The 19,160-nt window shown below is 31.9% G+C and carries 24 protein-coding genes and 1 tRNA gene; 23 read left to right on the forward strand and 2 right to left on the reverse strand.

Translation table 11 applies throughout. The annotated features are described in order from the left end of the window. The first annotated feature begins 32 nt into the window (after positions 1-32). The 11 genes from ACW9W3_RS08125 (at position 33) to ACW9W3_RS08175 (ending at position 10,085) form a co-directional block, all read left to right on the forward strand. Entirely contained in the window at positions 33-2,684 is a 2,652-nt protein-coding gene (locus ACW9W3_RS08125; RefSeq protein ID WP_457765649.1) for an adenosylcobalamin-dependent ribonucleoside-diphosphate reductase, read from the forward strand. A gap of 46 nt (positions 2,685-2,730) precedes the next feature. Continuing rightward, positions 2,731-3,846, forward strand: a complete 1,116-nt coding sequence (locus tag ACW9W3_RS08130; protein WP_457765650.1) for a hypothetical protein — start codon at positions 2,731-2,733, stop codon at positions 3,844-3,846. A 1-nt stretch (position 3,847) separates the two neighbouring features. Then, positions 3,848-4,516 carry a ribosome biogenesis protein gene (locus ACW9W3_RS08135; RefSeq protein ID WP_457765651.1) on the forward strand — a complete coding sequence of 223 codons (669 nt, stop codon included), beginning with the start codon at positions 3,848-3,850 and terminating at the stop codon, positions 4,514-4,516. Positions 4,517-4,538: 22 nt separating this feature from the next. Beyond that, positions 4,539-4,612 (forward strand) — tRNA-Gly (locus ACW9W3_RS08140). Between the two features lie 87 nt (positions 4,613-4,699). Next, the gene (locus tag ACW9W3_RS08145; protein ID WP_457765689.1) at positions 4,700-4,987 is read left to right on the forward strand and encodes a ribonuclease P protein component 4; all 288 of its coding nucleotides are present in this window, start codon (positions 4,700-4,702) and stop codon (positions 4,985-4,987) included. Between the two features lie 101 nt (positions 4,988-5,088). Continuing rightward, on the forward strand, positions 5,089-6,954 hold the full coding sequence (locus ACW9W3_RS08150; RefSeq protein ID WP_457765652.1) for an ATP-binding protein: 1,866 nt from the start codon (positions 5,089-5,091) through the stop codon (positions 6,952-6,954). Beyond that, positions 6,932-7,276, forward strand: coding sequence for a response regulator (locus ACW9W3_RS08155; RefSeq protein ID WP_457765653.1), 345 nt, complete (start codon positions 6,932-6,934; stop codon positions 7,274-7,276). Before ACW9W3_RS08150 ends, ACW9W3_RS08155 begins: the two co-directional genes overlap by 23 nt. Before the next feature lie 81 nt (positions 7,277-7,357). Then, positions 7,358-7,810, forward strand: coding sequence for a 30S ribosomal protein S19e (locus tag ACW9W3_RS08160; RefSeq protein WP_457765654.1), 453 nt, complete (start codon positions 7,358-7,360; stop codon positions 7,808-7,810). Positions 7,811-7,817: 7 nt separating this feature from the next. Next, on the forward strand, positions 7,818-8,102 hold the full coding sequence (locus ACW9W3_RS08165; protein ID WP_457765655.1) for a DNA-binding protein: 285 nt from the start codon (positions 7,818-7,820) through the stop codon (positions 8,100-8,102). 41 nt (positions 8,103-8,143) lie between these two features. Then, entirely contained in the window at positions 8,144-9,223 is a 1,080-nt protein-coding gene (locus ACW9W3_RS08170; protein ID WP_457765656.1) for a zinc-binding dehydrogenase, read from the forward strand. Positions 9,224-9,230: 7 nt separating this feature from the next. Beyond that, positions 9,231-10,085 carry an HpcH/HpaI aldolase/citrate lyase family protein gene (locus tag ACW9W3_RS08175; protein ID WP_457765657.1) on the forward strand — a complete coding sequence of 285 codons (855 nt, stop codon included), beginning with the start codon at positions 9,231-9,233 and terminating at the stop codon, positions 10,083-10,085. A gap of 6 nt (positions 10,086-10,091) precedes the next feature. Here ACW9W3_RS08175 and ACW9W3_RS08180 read toward each other — a convergent pair whose 3' ends face one another. Next, positions 10,092-10,706, reverse strand: a complete 615-nt coding sequence (locus ACW9W3_RS08180; RefSeq protein ID WP_457765658.1) for a transcriptional regulator — start codon at positions 10,704-10,706, stop codon at positions 10,092-10,094. A gap of 55 nt (positions 10,707-10,761) precedes the next feature. Here ACW9W3_RS08180 and ACW9W3_RS08185 point away from each other — a divergent pair, with 55 nt between their 5' ends. From ACW9W3_RS08185 to ACW9W3_RS08240, 12 genes are all read left to right on the forward strand, one after another. Continuing rightward, positions 10,762-11,112: a response regulator gene (locus ACW9W3_RS08185; protein WP_457765659.1), complete on the forward strand. Its 351-nt coding sequence runs from the start codon at positions 10,762-10,764 to the stop codon at positions 11,110-11,112. A 58-nt stretch (positions 11,113-11,170) separates the two neighbouring features. Next, positions 11,171-11,314: a hypothetical protein gene (locus ACW9W3_RS08190; RefSeq protein WP_179360687.1), complete on the forward strand. Its 144-nt coding sequence runs from the start codon at positions 11,171-11,173 to the stop codon at positions 11,312-11,314. Between the two features lie 76 nt (positions 11,315-11,390). Continuing rightward, positions 11,391-12,095 carry a tetratricopeptide repeat protein gene (locus ACW9W3_RS08195; protein ID WP_457765660.1) on the forward strand — a complete coding sequence of 235 codons (705 nt, stop codon included), beginning with the start codon at positions 11,391-11,393 and terminating at the stop codon, positions 12,093-12,095. 53 nt (positions 12,096-12,148) lie between these two features. Continuing rightward, a complete protein-coding gene (locus ACW9W3_RS08200; protein WP_457765661.1) occupies positions 12,149-12,733 on the forward strand; it encodes a riboflavin synthase in 585 nt (194 codons plus the stop codon). A gap of 78 nt (positions 12,734-12,811) precedes the next feature. Next, a complete protein-coding gene (gene ribB, locus ACW9W3_RS08205; protein ID WP_457765662.1) occupies positions 12,812-13,477 on the forward strand; it encodes a 3,4-dihydroxy-2-butanone-4-phosphate synthase in 666 nt (221 codons plus the stop codon). A gap of 2 nt (positions 13,478-13,479) precedes the next feature. Further along, complete coding sequence (gene ribH / locus ACW9W3_RS08210; RefSeq protein ID WP_457765663.1) at positions 13,480-13,896, forward strand: 6,7-dimethyl-8-ribityllumazine synthase; 417 nt, start codon at positions 13,480-13,482, stop codon at positions 13,894-13,896. Then, positions 13,893-14,645, forward strand: a complete 753-nt coding sequence (locus tag ACW9W3_RS08215) for a GTP cyclohydrolase IIa (RefSeq protein WP_457765664.1) — start codon at positions 13,893-13,895, stop codon at positions 14,643-14,645. Before ribH ends, ACW9W3_RS08215 begins: the two co-directional genes overlap by 4 nt. Beyond that, positions 14,639-15,829, forward strand: a complete 1,191-nt coding sequence (locus tag ACW9W3_RS08220; protein ID WP_457765665.1) for an amidohydrolase family protein — start codon at positions 14,639-14,641, stop codon at positions 15,827-15,829. The genes ACW9W3_RS08215 and ACW9W3_RS08220 overlap by 7 nt, the downstream gene beginning before the upstream one ends. Beyond that, the gene (locus ACW9W3_RS08225; protein WP_457765666.1) at positions 15,816-16,472 is read left to right on the forward strand and encodes a 2,5-diamino-6-(ribosylamino)-4(3H)-pyrimidinone 5'-phosphate reductase; all 657 of its coding nucleotides are present in this window, start codon (positions 15,816-15,818) and stop codon (positions 16,470-16,472) included. The genes ACW9W3_RS08220 and ACW9W3_RS08225 overlap by 14 nt, the downstream gene beginning before the upstream one ends. A gap of 36 nt (positions 16,473-16,508) precedes the next feature. Beyond that, positions 16,509-16,766, forward strand: a complete 258-nt coding sequence (locus tag ACW9W3_RS08230; RefSeq protein ID WP_457765667.1) for a hypothetical protein — start codon at positions 16,509-16,511, stop codon at positions 16,764-16,766. Between the two features lie 98 nt (positions 16,767-16,864). Next, positions 16,865-17,422, forward strand: a complete 558-nt coding sequence (locus tag ACW9W3_RS08235; protein ID WP_457765668.1) for a hemerythrin domain-containing protein — start codon at positions 16,865-16,867, stop codon at positions 17,420-17,422. A gap of 2 nt (positions 17,423-17,424) precedes the next feature. Then, positions 17,425-17,736: a hypothetical protein gene (locus ACW9W3_RS08240; protein ID WP_457765669.1), complete on the forward strand. Its 312-nt coding sequence runs from the start codon at positions 17,425-17,427 to the stop codon at positions 17,734-17,736. A 30-nt stretch (positions 17,737-17,766) separates the two neighbouring features. On the opposite strand, the gene ACW9W3_RS08245 is transcribed toward ACW9W3_RS08240, so the two are convergent. Continuing rightward, positions 17,767-19,158, reverse strand: a complete 1,392-nt coding sequence (locus ACW9W3_RS08245; protein WP_457765670.1) for an NAD-dependent succinate-semialdehyde dehydrogenase — start codon at positions 19,156-19,158, stop codon at positions 17,767-17,769. Between the last annotated feature and the right edge of the window lie 2 nt (positions 19,159-19,160).

Consider the following 19,160-nt stretch of genomic DNA (forward strand, 5'->3'; position numbering starts at 1 on the left):
ATATAATTTCTAAGCATGGAGGGGAGATTATAATGGACAATACACAAATTGAAAATACGATCAATGAGATCCGTAAGCGCAGTGGCGCAGTAACGGCTTTCAATCAAAATAAAATTTCAAATGCCATATTTCGGGCATTGGCCGCCACCTCTAAAGCCGATCGTGGTATGGCAGATCAACTAGCAGCAAATGTAGTAAACAAACTAGTTGAACAAGGATTTACAAGCACTAGGGCACCTACTGTTGAGGATATCCAGGATATTGTAGAATCTACTTTAATTGATAGTGGAAATAGCGATATTGCAAAAGCATACATCGTTTACAGACATGAGCGAAGAAAACTAAGAGAAGAGAAAATGAAGGTCTTAAATCTAAAGGCACTTGATCCAGTTTCTAAAAAGTTTGACCTGAATTGTCTTAGAGTTCTGGCATCAAGATATCTTTTCAGAAATTCAAAAAGTGAAATTATTGAATCACCAACTCAAATGTTTGAGCGTGTTGCAATTCTTGTAGGAATCGGCGATATTCTATATGATTCACAACTCTTTGATAAATCAGGAAATATCAAACAAGATGTAGAAGAAGCAAACTCTTATCTTGAAAAACTAGATGCATTTGATTATAAATTCAAAGTAGGAGACTATTTCCTCAACAAATGGCATTTTAGATCTTTAATCAATCACTACGTGACTCTTGCAAACAAAGGTCAAATGAAGGTAAGCTTCAAAGATCTTTTGACATTACTTGCAGGAAAGAAACTAGATAGTTATGCAGACAAAATCACTGAGTACTTTGATTTGATGGTTGCACAAGACTTTCTACCAAATTCACCAACAATGATGAATGCAGGTGGTAGATTGGGCCAACTATCTGCATGCTTTGTACTTGGAATGGAAGATGGAATGGAACAAATCATGAAATCAACCTCTGATGCAGCATTAATCTTCAAGTCAGGCGGTGGTGTAGGAATTAATTATTCTGATCTTCGTGAGGAAGGCGATATTGTAGCATCTACTTCAGGTGTTGCATCAGGACCAGTTTCATTCATGAATATCATCAATACTGTGACTGAGGTAGTCAAACAAGGTGGAAAAAGACGTGGTGCAAACATGGGAATTATTGAAGCATGGCATCCTGATGTTGAAAAATTCATTACAAACAAAACAGAACCAGGCATTTTAGAGAACTTCAATGTCAGTGTTGGTATCTGGGAAGACTTTTGGCATGCACTAGTAAATACTTCTGATGGCAACTATGTACTACGTAGTCCACGTGATAAAAAACCAGTTAAAGAAATCAATGCACATCAGCTCATTGATCTAATTGCACTTTCTGCATGGAAGAGTGCAGAGCCTGGATTGATCTTCTTTGATCAAATTAACAAATACAATGTATTTGCAAAAGCAAGAAAAGCACCATTAAGGGCAACAAACCCATGTGGTGAACAAAGTCTTTATCCATACGAGTCATGCAATCTAGGTTCTATCAACTTGGTAAATCTTGTAAAGAGACAAGCCGATGGAACTTATGAATTTGATTGGCAAAGATATGAAGAAACAATCAGAAAGACTACAAGATTCTTGGATAACATCATTGATGTCAATACATATCCAGTACCAGAAATTAATGTAGCATCAAAAGAGTCTAGACGTATTGGACTTGGAGTAATGGGCGTAGCTGATCTCTTATACAAGCTAAAAATCCCATACAATTCTCAAGAAGGATATGAACTACAATCAAAACTATCTGAAGCCCTATCATACTATTCAATGGAAGAAAGTGTAGCACTTGCTAAATCTCGTGGTGAGTTCCCACTCTGTTCTAAAACAGAATACCCAGAAGGTAAAATTCCTATTTCAGGATACTATGAGAAACCAAAAACATCTCATTCTTATGAATGGGATCCACTGATTGACAAAATCAAAAAACATGGTATCAGAAATGTATTGACTACCACTGTAGCTCCAACTGGAACACTATCCATGATTGCAGACTGTTCAAATGGGATGGAACCTGCATTTGCTCTTGTGTTTGAGAAGAGAGTAACTGTTGGAAGATTCTTCTATACAAACAAAATTCTAGAAGAAGCACTCAAAGAAGAAGGTCTCTATACAGATGAAATTCTTGAAAAGATAGCAGACAACTATGGATCATTGAAAGGATTAGAAGAAATTCCTCAATGGATGCAAGATGTATTTGTTACTGCAATGGATATACACTGGGCTGATCATCTTATGGCTCAAGGTGTATGGCAAGACTGGATTGGAAATGCAATTGCAAAAACAATCAATATGCCATATGATGTAACAGTTGAAGATGTAAAGTCTGCATATTTGCTTGCACATGAACTAGGACTAAAAGGAATGACTGTTTATCGTGACGGTTCTAGACACAAACAAGTTCTTCACATGACAAGTGATAATGCAACAAAGATCTTTGAGGTATCACCAAGTCCATACATGACTGCATTTGTGACTGAAAACATCACAAATCCTTACATCAAATCACAAGTCAATGCTTCACTTGCATTAAAAGTTCATGATGAAGAAATCATTATGGAGCCTCTAAAACATGAAGAGGTTTCTGAAGATCGTCTATGTCCAACATGTAAGAATAACTTGGTATTCGTAGAGGGTTGTAGTATTTGCATTGAATGCGGATACAGTGGTTGTACTTCTGGATAGATAACAGAATCACAACTTTTTTACTTCCTTTTCATTTTGAATCCATGTGGATAAGAAACTTCTAGGCATAATTGCAGGGATAGCCGTAATAATTGGAATATTATCGGTAGTTTCAGTCATACCAAATTCTGATATATCTCCACAAAAAACTAATGAAAAAATTGGTCTTGTAATTAATTCTCCTAGTCAATCAGTTACTCTACAGAGTCTGGATAAAATTTACTCCGAAGCTGCAAGCTCTGGAATTGGAAGAAGCAACGTGTATCTTTTTTGGAATTTAGTTGAACCAGTACGTGGAGAATTTGATTGGCAGCAATCAGACGCATTGATGAGTTTTAATAAAAAAAATAATCTCAAAGTCACTCTTTACTTTTCTGTTATTAATGGTGAAACACTAGGACCATTCCCAAACTGGATTGGAAAACCACCAATTATTTCAATTGGAGAAGATAGAGTTGTTAGTGTACTTGATGCAATATTATCCCGATATGATATCATTGATACTGTAATTCTTTCAGGACAAACAGAATCTCAATTTAGATTTAATGAACAGAATATACCTGTGTACAAGGAATTATTCAATGGAGTTTATGAGAAAACTAAAGAAAAACATCCTGACGTAAAAATTGGAAATTCATTTGCTTTACATCAAGTAATAAACAAAAATCTGCGATACATTGTGACTGATTTGGCAATTGGTGATTTTGTTGCATTCTCTTACTCACCAGTTGATACTCTAAATGACATCGTAAAAACCCCACAGGAAGCAAAAGAAGATCTACAGCAAGTATTTGATTTAGTAGGAGATAAAAAAGTGGGAATTTTTGAACTTAGTTGGAGTACTTCTGATTTTGTTGGAGGAAATTCTACTGAACAAACAGAATTTTTAGAAAAATCATTTGAATTTTATACTGAAAATGAAACTGAATTAGAATTTTTTACCTGGTACAGGCAATATGATAGACCTGATGGAACATGCCTATTTGAAGAATATGAAATTGGTGAGGATAAATTAACAGTTGGAGGTTCTGGTTTTGGAAGCAGTGAACATGTGATTGAGAGATTAAATCAGTATATCTGCAGCGCAGGATTGATCCACAGTGATGGGATACCAAAATCTAGTTGGACTGAATTTAAAAACCAAATTGAAATGATAAATTAAAATGATTTCTTTAGTATTATCTGAATCTTCATTAGAACTTGTACCATATGATCTACAAGATCATCCTTCAGTAATTTCTCATGCAAGAAAACTTGGTAAACATTCCTCAGAAATTTTACTAGATAATTCATGGCATTTTGCTGCTATGAAAGGAATTGAAAATGAAATGAAGAGAGGAAGACCTGATTTAGTACATTTTTCAATACTTGAGGCTACCACAATTCCATTATACCTTCAAAATAAAATAAAAATTTACGTTCATACTGTTGATGACAAAGTAATTTACTTTGGTCAAAATGTTCACGTTCCCAAATCTTATCATAGATTTGAAGGGGTAATTGAAAAACTCTATCAAGAAAAAAAAATTAAAGCAAATAATGAAGTATTACTAGAAATTAAAGAAAAAACATTTTCAGAACTCCTTGATGAAATTAATCCATCTAATGTAATTGGTTTTTCTACAAAAGGAAAATCCAGTTCATATGAAAAAATTGCATCTAAGATATCAGATAATTCCTGTATTGTTATTGGCGGATTTCAAAAAGGGCATTTTTCTGATTTTGTTGAAAACAAAATTACTGAATTGTACTCTATTGGTGATGAATCATTTGAAGGTCATGTTGTAGTTGCCAGACTACTTTATGAGTGCGAAAAAACCATTTTTATGTAGGAACTAAAATTTTCATTCTGTTGCAGTCATAGTATAGCCTGGTTAGTATTCGGGGTTTCCAACCCTGTGACGCGGGTTCGAATCCCGCTGACTGCATTTTTACATTATAATGAGAACTAATTTTTAGGTGGAATTTCAGAAAGTAATGTGAAATCATCCTTACGAAAAATTGCAATGGAACGAATGCAAATTCTTATAGAAAATGCAATAACTAATGCAAAAATAAATCCTGAGCTTTCTGAGCGTCAAGCATATCTTGCTAGGAGGATTAGTTCTAGACATAAAATTCGAATGCCTTATGAACTTAGAATAGTTTTTTGTAAAAAATGCAAGTCATTTATTGCTCCTGGAATAAATTCTAGAATTAGAATGGGCAGAACATCTGTCAAATCTATTAGAATCTCTTGCAATCTATGTGGTCATACTTATCGGAAAATTATATCTACGGCTATTTCAAAAGTTGTTGATTAAACCATTTTTTATATATTTCTAGGATAATTTCCTTTTTACTTCTAAAATAATTTCTAAAAAAATAAACTGTCATTAATATACAATTTGAAACGAATAATTGCATGAAAATTAAAATCAAGCTTTTTGTAGGATTTTTGTTAATAGGATGTTTTATCGGGTCAATGGGATTTGTTTCCATTTTTCAATTACAGGAAACTTCTGAACATCTTAATTTATTGGATAACAATCTCGAGGCTCTAAAGAAATCTGAAAAATTACTGTTACATGCAAATAAAATACAATATTATGATGAAATGTTAACCCAATCTGCTCGAAATTATGCATTCACTGGAGATGAAAAATGGGAGAAAAGATATTTTGAAATTGAACCATTGTTATCCGAAGAAATATCCAAAGCATTAGACTTGGGAAATAATATTGAAAAAGCTTTTTTTATTTCCGTAAATGATGCTAATTCTAATCTTGTATATCTAGAATTAGAAGCAATTGAATCTGTAAAAAATGGAAATTTGAAAAATTCTGTTTCAATTTTAGAATCTCAAGAATATAAGAATAACAAAGAAATTTATCAGAAAAGTCTAATGAAATATCTTGAAAGTAGAAACTTAGAACACCAATCAATTGTAGAAGAATCAACTACTGATGTAGATATATCTCTGGAAATTATTTTTAAGGATATATTATTTGGTATTTCATTACTTGGAATATCCATCGCTATAACAGTTGCAGGTTTCCTTGTTTTAGGTTATTTCTTTTCACAATCTATTCTAAAACCAATACAAAAACTTGAAAATGCATCAAAACAAATTATTGATGGCAATTTAGATGTAAAAACTGATATTTACTCAAAAGATGAAATTGGTGAATTATCCAGATCTTTTGAATTTATGTTAAATCATTTAAAGAAAACTACTGATATTGAAACTCAATTATCCTTACAACAAAATTTAAGAAAAGCATTAGATGAATCTTCAATAGTAAGCATAATTGATAAAAATGGAAAAATCAAATATGCAAATGATAAATTCTGTAAAGTTTCTAAATATTCAAAAGAAGAACTAATTGGTCAACGTCAAGATCTTCTGAGATCCACTAAAATGCATCCTCCTAGTTTCTATGCAGATTTATGGAGTACAATTTCTAAGGGAAAGATTTGGCATGGCGAAATTTGTAACACTGCAAAAGATGGAACTTTATTTTGGAATAACACAACTGTCATTCCATTTGTAGACAAAGATGGAAAAATTTTTGAATATGTTTCAGTTAGAAATGATATAACTAAACAAAAAAATCTTACTCAACAATTGCTTCATGCAGAAAGACTTGGCGCCATCGGGGAACTGTCATCTAGAATGTCTCATGATATACGAAATCCCCTTTCAATAATACAAAATGAATTTGAGTTATTAAAACGAAAAAATATTCTTGATGAAAAGCAAATAGAAAGAGTTAGCAGTTCGATAAACAGAATAACACATCAACTTAATGATGTATTAGATTATTTGAGAGACACCCCGATAGAATCACAAAAATTCAATCTATCAGATCTTTTAAGTAGAGTTTTAACTTCATTGGATGTCCCTACTGGAGTAAAAATCAAAACATCTGGTGATGAAATTTTTATGATTGGCGATGAAAGTAAAATGAATATTGTATTGATTAATTTAATTTATAATGCTATTCAGGCTATTGAAGATATTGGAGAGATAGACGTCTCCATATCAAAAACTAGTACTGAAATAATAATTAAAGTAACAGATTCAGGTGCGGGAATTACGATTAGACCGCTTGAAAAAATATTTGATCCACTAATCACATCAAAGCAAAAAGGAACAGGATTAGGACTTGCAAGTGTAAAAAATATCATAACTCAACATAATGGAACTATTTCTGTAAACAATAACCCTACTACATTTATAATTAAAATTCCGCAAAGAGAAGAGAATGACAACAGTAGTAATAGTTGATGATGAAGTTGCATTAACTGAATTATTCACTGATCTATTTGAATTGGAAAATATTGTAGTTGGAGTGGGATATGACGGCAAAGAAGCTGTGGAATTGTGTTCAAAGTATAATCCTGATTATTTACTATTAGATTTGTCAATGCCTGAATTTGATGGATTTTATGCCCTTGAAAAATTACAAAATTCAACTACAAAGATAATTGTTACAACAGGATTGGTTGAAGAAAACATTTTAAATCAATTAAAGCAATTTTCAATATTGTCCGTACACAACAAGCCTGTTGATTTTAACGAAGTTATGAAAGTTATAACCGCGATCTAAGAATTTTATACTAAATTATCTTGAATAGACTAGACACAATATCTCTATGATTTATAAGACGATTATCGATTTTTGCACTTTATGGCAAAGGTATACGATGTACCAGCAGATGTGTTGATAAAAAGACTAGCAGAAATTCTCAAGAATGAAGATATTCCTGCACCTACTTGGATTCCATTTGTAAAAACTGGGGCTCATGCTGATAAACCTCCACAAGAGAGGGACTGGTGGTATACTAGATGTGCCTCAATTATGAGAAAAATTTACTTTAATGGTCCTATTGGAATTAATGAATTAAGAAAAGATTATGGTGGTGGTAAACCATCTGGATATGGTGCTGCACATCACAAAGATGCAGGTGGTGCAATTATTCGAAATGCTATTCAGGGATTAGAAAAACTTGGTTATTTAGAAAAAGTTGAGAAGAAAGGTAGAATCATTTCTAAACATGGAATGCAAAAACTAGATAGACTAGCTACTGAAATCCTCAAAGAACTAATCGTTGTAAATCCTCAATTGAAAGTTTACACGTAGATTCAAAATGAGTTTCCCAGAATCTAATGAAGAACTACCATACGATAACAAGAATAATGAATCATCTGCACAAAAAGAACAGATTCTAAAACAGATTCTTTCACCTGAAGCTAGACTGAGACTAAACAATATCAAAATGGTAAAATCTGAATTATCAGATCTAGTTGAACAATATTTGATTGGAATGGCAACTCAAGGTAAACTTCCTGGCCAAATATCTGATGATCAACTCAAACAAATCTTGCTTTCAATTCAGCAACCAAAACGTGATTTTAAGATAAATCGTGTCTAATCCAGAAAAAATATAATTATAGGTAACGTATGGGTTAGTTCATGAAAGCAGTTGTATACAATGAATACGCACCAGATGATAATTATGCTAAAATCCTTAAAGTCCAGGATATAGATGATCCAAAACCAAAAGCAGATGAAGTAGTCTTTAAAGTTAAATCTGCGGCTCTTAATTATAATGATATTTGGGGTATGAGAGGAGTACCAGTTGCTGTTCCTTTGCCACATGTATCAGGATCTGATGCAGCTGGAGATGTAATAGCAGTTGGTGACGATGTTAAAAATATCAAAGTTGGAGATAGAGTAGTATCTCATTCTAACATGTCTTGCAGAGTTTGTAAAGCATGTACTGATGGACGAGAATTTGATTGTGTTAAAAGAACCATTTGGGGATTTCAAACTGGTCCAACATGGGGAGCTTTTCAAGAAGTAACTCACTTACCAGAAGTAAATGTCTCAGTTATTCCAGAAGGTGTATCATATGATGATGCAGCAGCAGCATCCATGACTTTACTTACTTCTTGGCACATGTTAGTTGGTAGAGCCAAAATTACCCCAGGTCAAACCGTCTTAATTATGGGTGGTGGTTCTGGAGTAGGAAGCTTTGGAATTCAGATTGCAAAATTATACAATTGTGATGTAATTGCAACAGCAAGCCCTGATAAACTAGACAAATGTCTAGAACTTGGAGCCGATTATGCAGTTGATCATCGAAAAGAAGATTGGAGTAAAGAAGTGTATAAAATTTCTAAAGAACTTGCAAAGAAAAAAGGCGAAGCACCAGGAATTGATCTTTCATTTGATCATATTGGTGAAACACACTGGAACCAACAACTTCAACTGCTAAAATATGGTGCAACACTAGTTTCATGTGGTGCAACAACAGGATATAATGCAAAAACTGATCTAAGACATATTTTCTTTAAAGGAACAAACATCTTAGGTTCAACACAAGGAACCAAAGCTGAATTAGATCAAGCACTCTATTGGATGAGTCAAGGCAAAATTAAAGCTACAATTGATTCAACATATTCCTTTGAGCAAGCAGCAGAGGCTCATACAAAGATGTTAACTGGAAAAGGTCTCTTTGGCAAAATCTTAATGAAGCCAGAGAGCACTTAATCATTTAATGACACAGCTTTTCAGAAGCCTCATTTTTGTTCCAGGGAACAATCTCAGATTTCTTGAAAAAGCAAAAAAATTACAAGCTGATATTGTCTGCTTTGATCTTGAAGATTCAGTTCCAGACAATGAAAAAACCAATGCACGAAATCTTATCAAATCTGCATTAAAATCACGAAAATCATACGAGTCTTCAATTTTTGTACGTACAAATTCACCTACTTCGGGAAAAATTCCCTCTGACCTCAAAGAAATAATTCAAAAAGGAATTGATGGAATTGTAATTCCTAAGGTGAACAATGTAAAAGAAATGCAAAAAATTGAAAAGATGTTATCTAAATTAGAAAAATCAAAAAAACTAAAACCAATTCAAATAATTCCTTCTATTGAATCTGCAGAAGGTGTAGTAAACACGTATAATATTGCATCTTTTGGAAAAAGAATCTCTGCTGTAGTCTTTGGAGTTTTTGATCTACTCAATGATTTGGGTGTTGAATACACAAAAGAAGCAGAAGGTGCTACATATTCTCGAACAAAAATACCCGTTGATGCACATGCTGCAGGAGTTGTAGCAATAGATGCTATTTGGCAAGACCTCAAAGATTCAAATGGATTTGAAAAAGATTGCAAACTTGGCAAAAGTTTGGGGTATTCAGGAAAAAGCATCATACATCCAGATCAAATTTCTGTGGTACACAAATTGTTTCATCCAAATAAAAGTGAAATTTTATGGGCAGAAAAAGTCTGCAAAGTTTATCTTGAATCAACAAAGAAAGGTAAAGGAGCCACTACTGTTGATGGAAAAATGATAGATGAGGTTCATTTTAAACAAGCAAAATCTCTTCTTGAATTAGTAAAGTAGTTACTTTTATGCAGTTATTGTATCAAGTATTGATTTCATACTGGTGCTTTGTTCCATTATTTTCTGTGATATGATTCCGTTAACGATAGTTTTTCCTTTTTTAATTTCTAAATTAATTTCTTGAAAAACACATTGAATCTTTGATATTTTTTTGCTTTCACTGAGTATTTTACCAGTTTCAATAATTAATCCATTGATTATCATATTTTCAATTTTTCTATATCCTGATGTTTTAGGAGCTTTAGATTCCTTCAAGATTTGTGGAATAGTAAATTCTTTTTCTAAAAGAGTTGTAATGATACTTCTAGAATCATTCTCTCCAAAAAATCCCAAGATTAAATCTGATAAATTAGAATCTAAGATAGTTACAAAATATTTCTGATCTATTTTTTTTATTTTAAGAATTTTACCAATACAATCTCTTTCAAATTTATTTATATCAAGATTTGAATTTTTCTTCAAAACATCAATAAATTTTTGAAAATGTTCAATTGAGAGCTTTATTGACATTCCATGCTCTAAAAATAATTCACGTTCTACTTTACTAAGAAGTTCCATATCCATCTCTTTCTTAATTTCCGCTGATAATGCATTGGAAACTAATCTATCTATTCCTCCCATATGGGACTTCTAAATTATGGAAAATATTAAAGCACTCCTTTTTTTATTACCATAGATGTCAAAATCTGTTATTGTTATTGATGATGATGAAGATACTGTTAGATTATTCAGTGAATTTCTTGAAGAAAACGGAATTAATGTAATTGGCAATGGATTTGATGGAAGCACAGCCGTTAAACTATTCAAGGAAACAAAACCTGATGTTGTTTTAATAGATCTTAACATGCCTAATGGCAGTGGTTTCTATGCAATTAAAAAAATTCAAGATATTGACCCCAAAGCACGAATTATTGCTGTTTCTGCAGATAGTGATTATAATACTGAAGAAAAATTAGAAAAGCTAAACATACCACTTATTCAGAAACCGTTCAAAATGGATATCGTCATTTCTGTTATTCAGGATTAATCCCATTTTTGGAACATTTCATATAGTGTTATATTGTAAATTTCATAAAATTTTTCAAATGAGTAAACGTGTTACAATCATGATTGATGAGGATCTTGATAAGAAATTACGACTTCGTCAAGCAAAATTGATTCAACAGGAACAATCATCATATAGTTATTCCAAAGTTTTGAATGAAACACTTCGTAAAGTTCTAAAATAATCCCATTCTTCACATTTTTCAATTTTTCTTATCAGAATAGGTTAAAGATAATGAATTTTCATTATAATGATATAAAATGATTGATCTTTTAGATCCTACAAATGTGATTACTAGGATGTTTAAAGCGGAAAAATATGAGGAAATGTACAATTATTGTAAAAATCTTTTAGAAAAAACTCCTAATGACATGGTTGGACTTCAGAATATTTCATTGTCTTTGATTTATCTAAAAAAATATGAAGAAGCAATTGAATATTGTGATAAAGTTTTACAAATTAAAAATTCTGATACATATGCATTAAAAAATAAGATCTATGCTCTAGAAAATTTAAAGCAATATGAACAAGTTTTAGAATTATGCAAACAAATCCTTTCTACAAATCCCAAAGATATATGGGCACTAAATAGCATGGGCTTGGCACTAAATGAACTAAATCGACATCAAAATGCTCTTGAATGTTATGAAACATCACTACTCATAGATCCAAATGATGTGACAGCTTTGATGAATAAAGCTATATCTCTTAGCCATCTTGGAAATTATCAAGAGGCAATTGAATTTTATGATAAGACTCAAGTAATTGATCCAAATCTTAAAGAAATTCCTATAGCAAAATCGAGATTATTTGAAAAATTAGGACTGGACGATGATGCATTCTTAGCTGCACAAGGCGTTTTAAACAAAGACATGGCTAAAATAAAAAATGATGCTAAAGAAAATGGTTCTACTATATTTCATCAATTTTGTGAAGATGAATTTTATGAATATAATTCAAAATAATTCAGTCATAATCATCTAAATCATTTTATACGCATATCTAACAGTTAACTTTGATGTTTACAGGAATTGTTGAAGGAGTTGGTAAGGTTGAAAAGATTTCAAAAAATACTAAAAATCGAAGTGCCATTGAGATGACTGTAAATCTCGGAAAGCATTCCAAAGGGTTGAAAATTGGTCAGAGCGTTGCTCTAAATGGTGTTTGTCTTACTGCTACAAAATTATCCAAATCTAGTTGTATTTTTGAAATGATTGAAGAGACTACGAAAAAAACAGATCTTGGTAATCTAAAAGTTGGTGGAATTGTGAATATAGAACGAAGCTTAAAGGCAGGTGAAAGATTGGAAGGTCATTTTGTTTTAGGTCATGTAGATGGTGTTGGAATCATTAAAAAAATTACGAAAAAACCAAAAGAAGTTCAAGTTTGGTTTGAAGTTCCAAAGAAATTATCAAAATATGTTGTGAAAAAAGGTTCTATTGCAGTAGATGGTATCAGTTTAACAGTTGTAGATATCAAAAATACTCTAGCATCCGTTTCATTAATTCCTCACACCATTGAGATTACAAATTTTCATACAAAAAAAATTGGCGATAAAGTTAATATTGAAACTGATATTCTTGGAAAATACATTTTAAAATAAAGCCAATCATCTACAAATTTAGTGGTAATTACCAATTTTTTAGTAAACTTTATAATTAGATTACCGACATTTTTTCATATGTCTCTTGAATCAGCATTACAATCACTAAAGCGTGGTGAGTTTGTCTTATTATTTGATTCAGCTGGTAGAGAAAATGAAATAGATATGGTAGTAGCTGCAGAATTTGTTACACCTGAACATGTAGCACGAATGCGTCAACACGCTGGTGGATTACTGTGTATTGCAATTGATGATAATTTCGCAAAATCTCTTGAGTTAAAATACATGCATGAAATTCTTGCTGATTCTTCAATTTCAAACAAAGAAATGATTATGGGTTTGGCACCTTATGGTGATCATCCAACATTTTCATTATCAATTAATCACTATCAAACTTATACTGGAATTACTGATAAAGATAGGTCATTAACAATTAGAGAAATGGCAAATATCTTTAATGTTGAAAATAAACAGAAAAAATTTGCTTCATCATTTAAAACTCCAGGACATGTTCCGCTATTGATTGCATCTAAAGGATTATTAGCTGCACGACAAGGACATACTGAAATGTCGGTTTATCTTGCTCAAGTTGCAGGTTTGGCACCTGTTACAGCGATTTGTGAAATGATGGATGCTGAAACATATTCTGCATTATCAGTAGAAAAAGCAGAAAAATTTGCCAAACAAAATGGAATTCCCTTAATTGATGGAAAAGAACTTTTAGAATATGCCAAGGTGCATTAGTTTTGAATATTGCAATAGTAGTTTCAGAATTCAATGAGGAAGTGACATCTAGGATGCTTGCAGTAGCTAAAGAAAAAGCAAATTCTCTAAAGTTGAAAATATTACATACGTGTACTGTTCCTGGTGCTTATGATATGCCAATAATTGTGGATTCATTATTACAAAAAAATGATGTAGATGCAGTAGTTACTTTGGGTGCTATAATTAAAGGACAAACAAAACATGATGAAGTAATATCACATTCTGCTGCTCAGGCATTAACTTCATTATCAATAAAATATCAAAAACCAGTCTCTTTAGGAATATCCGGTCCTGGAATGCAGGAAAGACATGCCTACGCTAGAATAAGACCTGTTGCAGAAAGGGCAGTAGAAGCTGTTGTCAAAATTTCTAATGAATTAAAGAGGATTGAAAAATGATTCAACTTAGTATTCTCAAAATTACTGGATATGGTCCTTGGACCTTAACATTAGGTAGTGATAGAGAGCATGAACTACAAATGCTTCAGGCATCACTTTACAAAGAAGTGCAAAAACAATTTTCTGAAAAAAACTGCTTGGTTTTTCTTAACAGAGCAGATGAATTTTTTGTAGTTTCTAATGGACTTGGTTTAGATGAACATATTGAAATCCAAAAAATACTTAAAAAATCATTTGATGTTAGATTAGACATTTCAATTGGGTTTGGAGATTCTCCTTTTGATGCAAATTTGAAAGCATATGATGGAAAGAAAAATAAAATTGTTTTAAATGAGGAGCATAAAATTTTTGGATTTGTTAAAAATTCATCTGATTCAAAAGTAACTATAATGCATTTAGATGTGGATGATCTTACTTCACGAAGAAAAAGTAATTCGCCATATGAAATAACAACAATAATTTTTGGACTATTTTCCAAAATGTCACAATATTTTCTTGAAAAAAATTCTCTTACATTTTTTATGGGTGGGGATAATTTTATGGTAGTTGCAAGTGACGATGGTAAAAATTCTGTACAGAAATTCATAAACATGATAAAAGATAACGATGAAATTTCTTTAAATTGTGGAATAGGAATTGCTCATACTAGTAGAGAGGCAGTGAAATTAGCCACAAAATCTCTTGATACGATACGTGAAATTCGAGATTCAGGAAAAGAAAAACCTGAAGTTTATGAATTATCATGTTGATAAAAAATATTAGCGTATTACAAGGATCAGAATTAGATTTTATATTAAGAACTAATGTGAAAATTGAAAATAATAGTTTTAAAAAAATTCAATCAAAAATTCAACCTGACACTAATGAAGAATCTATTGATGGTGAAGGTCTTTTGTTAATTCCAGGTTTCATTAATGCACATACACACATTGGTGATTCTATTGGAAAAGATGTCACACTCGACAGTTCAGTGGATGAAAAAATTCATCCTGTCTTTGGAGCTAAATCAAAAATTCTAAAAAACACTTCACAAGAAAATTTGTCAAATTTTATGAAAAATACATGTCATTCAATGCTTCGAAAAGGAATTACTACCTTTGTAGATTTTCGAGAGGGTGGATTAGATGGAGTAATTTTACTCAAAAAAGTACTATCTGATATCCCCATACGTTCAATAATTTTGGGTAGACTAGAATTTTATCAAAAATCAACTGAAATTCGTAAAAATCAGCCATTTCCATTAGACAAACTTGCTGATCTTGATGCACTTCTCAAAGAATGTGACGGAATTGGTGTAAGTGGTGCTAATGAGAATAGTACGTTAGTTTTAGATCAATACTCAAAAATAACAAAACTTAGAGCCATTCATTCCTCAGAAACTGAACAAAGTGTCTCTGTATCGAAGAAAATCACAGGAAAATCTGAAACAACTAGAGCATTATCAATGAAGCCTCATTTTCTAGTTCATATGACATTTGCCTCAAAAAGCGATCTAACTAGTACTGCCAAAAAAACTCAAGGAATAGTAATTTGTCCTAGAGCTAACTCTTCACTTGCTGAGGGTATCCCTGATATAATAATGATGCAAAAAACAGGATGTGTCTTAGCATTAGGTACCGATAACGTAATGATAAATTCCCCAGACATGTTCAGAGAAATGGATTTTCTTTGGAAAGCAACTATGGGAATTCACAAGAAAAGAATTGATCCAAAAGAAATTCTTAAAATGGCTACAGTAAATGGAGGAAAAGTTTTGAAAAGAGATATTGGAATAATTGAAAGTGGAAAAATTGCAGATTGCATATTACTTGATAAACATGCTTTAGATTTAGAACCAATGCATAATCCGTATGCATCTATTGTTCATAGAGCATCAGAATCGGCAATTAGAGCAGTAATGATTGGAGGAAAAATAGTACATGGTAAAATCTAGACCTCATGTAACTTTGAGTGCTGCAACATCTATTGATGGAAAAATTTCAACCGTTACAGGAGATTCAAAACTATCTTCAAAACAAGATAGTGTTAGATTACATAAACTAAGATCCAAAGTAGATGCAATACTTGTAGGAAAAAATACTGTTTTAATTGATAATCCTATGTTAACTGTACGTCACACTAAAGGTAAAAACCCAATTAGAATTATTTTAGATTCTAAAGGAACTATATCAAAAAATTCAAAAATAATTCGAACAAGTAACAAAATACCAACAATTATAGCTGTATCACATAAAATTAGCAAATCCAATCTTGATAAACTCAAAAAATTTCCTATCGATATAATCATTGCAGGAAATAATTCTATTAATATCAAATTATTATTAAAAAAACTCTTAGATAAAAAAATTAAATCAGTTTTAGTTGAAGGAGGGGGGACCGTTAATTGGGAATTTATAAAATATGATCTTTTTGATGATTTGATTATCACCTTGTCCCCATTTCTAATTGGAGGCAAAAACGCTATTTCTCTAATTGAGGGAAAAGGATTTAAAAAAATCTCAAATTCACCAAATCTACGTCTTAAATCTATGAAGAGGCTCAAAAACCACCTAGTGTTGAATTATTCAAAAGTGTAAGTTATTATACTTTCTTTGAAATAAAATTACAAGAAATTGGCAGTAAAAAAGAAAGCTACAACAAAAAGAAAAGCTACACCAAAAAAGAAGGCTGCACCAAAAAAGAAGGCTGCACCAAAAAAGAAGGCTACTAAATCAAAAACAAAAAAACCAGCATTTGGCGGATATGCAATAAATTTTGCAGGTCGTAAAGAAACTGTAGAACAAGTATTTGGCAATAAACCAATTGCTCCAAGTGAAATGACCAAAAAGATTTGGACATTTGTAAAATCAAAGAGCCTTTCTAATCGTTAAAATGATTTGTTAACGATTAATCGTTAACTAATTTCTATCTTTTAATTATTTTTTTATAATAAATAAGATATAGATATTGGATTTTCTTTAAAATTATTATGTCAACTACATCATTACGACGAGATCATGATTTAATAGAAAAAGTAATCAAAGCAATGGAATCTACAGTTCAATTATTAAATGACGGTAAACAAATTCCAGAATCAATTTTACTTCCAGTAATTGATTTTTCAAAAAACTTTACTGATGTTTGCCATCATACTAAAGAAGAAAAATCATTGTTCCCTGCTTTAGAAAAAGCTGGAATGCCTAGTAATATGGGTCCTATTGCAATGATGTTAATTGATCATCAGCGTTCACGAGAAATTGGAACTGCAATGGAAGAGTCTGCTAAAATATATCTTTCATCAGGGGATTCTACTAAATTGATTAGTGATATGCAACAATATGTTGAACATGTAACAGAACATCTTTGGAAAGAAAATAATCGATTATTCATGATGGCAGAAGCAAGATTACAATATGTTTCCAAAAAAGTAGATGACGAACTAAATGAAATTGAAAAAACCCAACTAACAGATTTGGGAAAATCTAGAGAACATTATGAGAAATTAGCTGAAAACCTTTCACATGATTTATTAGAACAGGGTAATTAGATTTGTCTTTTAGTATATTCGGTCAAGTAATGGGAGTTAGAAAATTTGCTAATGGTGATATCGAATTAGATTTCTACCATGAAGATGAAATTACTGAATATCGGTATTCTTCAGATCCTAGTAGATTGGGAAATTTCCCGAAAGAATTAGCTGAAACTTTGGCTAATACCTTGGCTAAGGATATTTGTGTTGAAATTTTCTTTGGCGAAGATGGAAATCCTACTTATGTTGAATTAGAAGAATGTGATGATGACGAATTAGACGATGAAAATGAATTAGACGATGAAAATGAATTAGACGATGAAGAAGAATAACCTAAAGTTAAACTAGCAAAAATTAAAAATCTATTCTACGTAATGGTGATGTGATAAATTATCATAAAATCTAACTGATTTTAGATTCACAAATTCTAGCATTCCATATCTTGATAATTCTCTTCCAAATCCACTATGTTTTATTCCACCAAATGGAATTCTAGGATCTGAAATTACTACATTATTTACACTTACAATTCCTGAATCAATTCTCCTTGACATCTTATCTGCTTTAGCAAGATCTTTTGTCCAAATACTTGCACCTAAACCAAACTCACTTTCATTAGCTAATTTGATTGCCTCACTTTCATTTTCGACTACTGTGATTGGTGCTACTGGCCCAAATGTCTCTTCAGTTGCAATCCTCATATCTGGCTTAATATTTTTAAGAATTGTTGGTTGATAGAAGAATCCTTTTCCATCTATTTTTGAACCACCTAAAAGAACTTCGGCTCCTTTTTGTTTTGCATCTTCTACAATTCCAGAAATTGTTTCCAAGCCTTCTTTATTTGAAATTGGTCCAACATCCGTTTCTATTGACATAGGATCGCCTATTTTGAGTTGAGAAGCTTTTTTGATAAATAATTCAGTAAATTCTTCTGCAATATTTTTACCAACAAAAAATCTTTTTGATGCTACACAGCTTTGACCACAATTGATGAATCTACCCTTAACTGCACCTTCAGCTGCTTTTTCAATTATTGCATCATCTAATACTATGAACGGATCACTTCCGCCTAATTCTAGAACACATTTTTTCAAATTTTTTGCAGCTCTTTCCCCAACTTTTGCACCAGCATTTGTACTACCAGTAAAAGTCACAGCGTTAACGTCAGAATCAATTAGATGATTTGCAGAATCAACACTTCCTACTACTGTTTGATAAATTCCATCAGGCATTCCTGATTCAGTAAATGCTTTTTCAATTTCAATTCCAGACTGCATTGTTACTCTGGATGGTTTCATAACGATAACATTACCTGCCATTAAACATGGAGCTGCAAATCGTAATGCTTGCCAATAAGGAAAATTCCAGGGCATTATAGAACCAATTACCCCCAATGGCTCAAAAGTAAGAAAACTTTTTCTGGCATCGGTGTTTAATACTTCATCAGCAAGAAAACTATCTCCATTATCTGCATAGAACTCTAATGCCCAAGCACATTTTTCAACTTCCCCAATTGATTCTTTGAGGGCTTTCCCCATTTCCATTGTTGCGACTTTAGCTAGATCTGTTTTGTGTTTCTTTAGATATTCAACTAAATTGTAAACATAACTTCTACGCTTTTCATAATCTTTTTTCCATTCTGGGAAAGCTCTTTTAGCTTTTCCAACTAACTCAAATACTTGATTTTTATCCATGGCAGAATAAGTCTCAATTTCTTCTCCTGTTGCTGGATTAACTGTAGTAATTTGACTCAAGG

The organism is Candidatus Nitrosopumilus sp. bin_68KS (assembly GCF_054095825.1).

Coding starts and splice junctions, on each gene's coding strand:
- ACW9W3_RS08125 (WP_457765649.1), top strand. CDS start 33: ATGGACAATACACAAATTGAAAATACGATCAATGAGATCCGTAAGCGC.
- ACW9W3_RS08135 (WP_457765651.1), top strand. CDS start 3,848: ATGATTTCTTTAGTATTATCTGAATCTTCATTAGAACTTGTACCATAT.
- ACW9W3_RS08145 (WP_457765689.1), top strand. CDS start 4,700: ATGCAAATTCTTATAGAAAATGCAATAACTAATGCAAAAATAAATCCT.
- ACW9W3_RS08150 (WP_457765652.1), top strand. CDS start 5,089: ATGAAAATTAAAATCAAGCTTTTTGTAGGATTTTTGTTAATAGGATGT.
- ACW9W3_RS08155 (WP_457765653.1), top strand. CDS start 6,932: ATGACAACAGTAGTAATAGTTGATGATGAAGTTGCATTAACTGAATTA.
- ACW9W3_RS08160 (WP_457765654.1), top strand. CDS start 7,358: ATGGCAAAGGTATACGATGTACCAGCAGATGTGTTGATAAAAAGACTA.
- ACW9W3_RS08165 (WP_457765655.1), top strand. CDS start 7,818: ATGAGTTTCCCAGAATCTAATGAAGAACTACCATACGATAACAAGAAT.
- ACW9W3_RS08170 (WP_457765656.1), top strand. CDS start 8,144: ATGAAAGCAGTTGTATACAATGAATACGCACCAGATGATAATTATGCT.
- ACW9W3_RS08175 (WP_457765657.1), top strand. CDS start 9,231: ATGACACAGCTTTTCAGAAGCCTCATTTTTGTTCCAGGGAACAATCTC.
- ACW9W3_RS08180 (WP_457765658.1), bottom strand. CDS start 10,706: ATGGGAGGAATAGATAGATTAGTTTCCAATGCATTATCAGCGGAAATT.
- ACW9W3_RS08185 (WP_457765659.1), top strand. CDS start 10,762: ATGTCAAAATCTGTTATTGTTATTGATGATGATGAAGATACTGTTAGA.
- ACW9W3_RS08190 (WP_179360687.1), top strand. CDS start 11,171: ATGAGTAAACGTGTTACAATCATGATTGATGAGGATCTTGATAAGAAA.
- ACW9W3_RS08195 (WP_457765660.1), top strand. CDS start 11,391: ATGATTGATCTTTTAGATCCTACAAATGTGATTACTAGGATGTTTAAA.
- ACW9W3_RS08200 (WP_457765661.1), top strand. CDS start 12,149: ATGTTTACAGGAATTGTTGAAGGAGTTGGTAAGGTTGAAAAGATTTCA.
- ribB (WP_457765662.1), top strand. CDS start 12,812: ATGTCTCTTGAATCAGCATTACAATCACTAAAGCGTGGTGAGTTTGTC.
- ACW9W3_RS08215 (WP_457765664.1), top strand. CDS start 13,893: ATGATTCAACTTAGTATTCTCAAAATTACTGGATATGGTCCTTGGACC.
- ACW9W3_RS08220 (WP_457765665.1), top strand. CDS start 14,639: ATGTTGATAAAAAATATTAGCGTATTACAAGGATCAGAATTAGATTTT.
- ACW9W3_RS08225 (WP_457765666.1), top strand. CDS start 15,816: ATGGTAAAATCTAGACCTCATGTAACTTTGAGTGCTGCAACATCTATT.
- ACW9W3_RS08235 (WP_457765668.1), top strand. CDS start 16,865: ATGTCAACTACATCATTACGACGAGATCATGATTTAATAGAAAAAGTA.